General features: G+C 55.1%; 1 protein-coding gene. It reads left to right on the top strand.

All coding sequences use genetic code 11. The features are described from left to right. Positions 1-267 (top strand): ImmA/IrrE family metallo-endopeptidase (locus tag AC2Q9J_RS18010; RefSeq protein ID WP_499042064.1); only part of this gene is annotated, 267 nt, incomplete at both ends.

Raw genomic sequence — 267 nt, 5'->3', positions numbered from 1 at the left:
CATCGATTGAAGACGTCAACGTCCTGATCCACGAGCTCGCCCACGCAGAGCTCCACAACCAGGAACGGAATCTTGCACGAGACCAACCGCTCACGGCACCCGAGAAGGAGTTCCAGGCCGAGATGGTCGCTTATGTCGTCTCCCATCAACTAGGGTTCCCAACGGATGTCTTCTCGCTCTCTTATCTGGCCGGTTGGACGAAAGACAAGGAACTACACGACAAAGAACAGCTGTTGCAGGAGGTCCATCAGACATCTGCCACTTTCC

It is taken from the genome of Planococcus sp. RAB007_Raresut (genome assembly GCF_057369535.1).
Note: the sequence above shows the minus strand (reverse complement) of the source record. Positions and strands in the feature narration are given on the sequence as shown.